We start from the raw sequence: 1,062 nt of genomic DNA on the forward strand, positions 1-1,062 counted from the left end.
CATCTCGCGCACCCGAGCATCTCGACAGGGCTCGACGCTCCTCGTGAACGGCAAACGCGCACAGCTTGGCCAAATCGAAGGCTGGTTCGGCACCGTGCAGGAATTCCTGTCGGTGTTTGTCCCCGGCTACTTCAGCTCCTTGGAACCGAAGGAAGCGAAAACCGTGCTTTCGCGCTGCGTACCAGACCTCCCAAAAGAGGATGTGCTTTCACGTATGAATCCGGAAAGCGCCGCACGACTCCAGAACGACCAGTTCGTCATGGGGATTGACTCGGTCGAATTCGCAACGCAAAAGGTTCGACAGGAGCTCAAAGATACCGAAGAGGATCGTTTGCGTTTAGAAGGGCAATGCCAAGCGTATCAGTCCGTGCTTCGTCGTGGCGAACCAGAGCCGTATGTGTCAAGCATCACCGGAGAAGAACGCGCTCGATATGAGGCCGCGAAGCGGGAACTCATGGAGCTCGAATCCTCGCAGGGGCACCGAAAGGAGCGCCTGCGCGACCTGTACGCGCGCCGTGAATCGCTAGGGCGAACATATCGAGCACTGCGCGACAGTCTGCCACAGGCGGATACACACTGTCATACGTGTGGGCAACCACTCCCACAAGACCAAGCGGCTCGTATCTTGAAAGAGATTGAGCACAAGCGAAAAGCTTCGATTGCGAAGATGAAGGGGATGTTGGAAGAAGGAAACGCGGTCAAGGCCGAGATTGCGAAGCTGGAGTCTATGCCGGACAACGACACTCCGCATTCGGAACTCGTGGAATTCGTGCAGAACATGGAAACACGCCTCAAGGATGAACACTACCGAGAAGTGGCCTATGCGGCTCAGCTTCGCGCCTATGAGCAGGCGAAAGAACACTTCACCCAAGCACAAGAAGACTTGCAGGCAACCGAGGAGCACCTCGAAGACCTCAAACAGAAGCTTCAGGCACTCCAAGAGTTTCGCTTCGAGTATCTGCGCGCCCAGCATGAGAAGCTGAACGGCCTGTTCCGCCATGTTGCTATCCACCTGATGGATGTGAACAAGGAAACAGGCGAGGTTCGTGAGACGTTTCGGAT

The 1,062-nt window shown here is 55.9% G+C and carries 1 protein-coding gene; it reads left to right on the forward strand.

Translation table 11 applies throughout. The features are described from left to right. Positions 1–43: 43 nt before the first annotated feature. Positions 44–1,062: chromosome segregation protein SMC (locus tag C7445_RS14470; RefSeq protein WP_243835224.1), on the forward strand; the 1,019-nt coding region annotated here is incomplete at its 3' end.

The organism is Alicyclobacillus sacchari (assembly GCF_004366795.1).
GTDB classification, from domain to species: domain Bacteria; phylum Bacillota; class Bacilli; order Alicyclobacillales; family Alicyclobacillaceae; genus Alicyclobacillus; species Alicyclobacillus sacchari.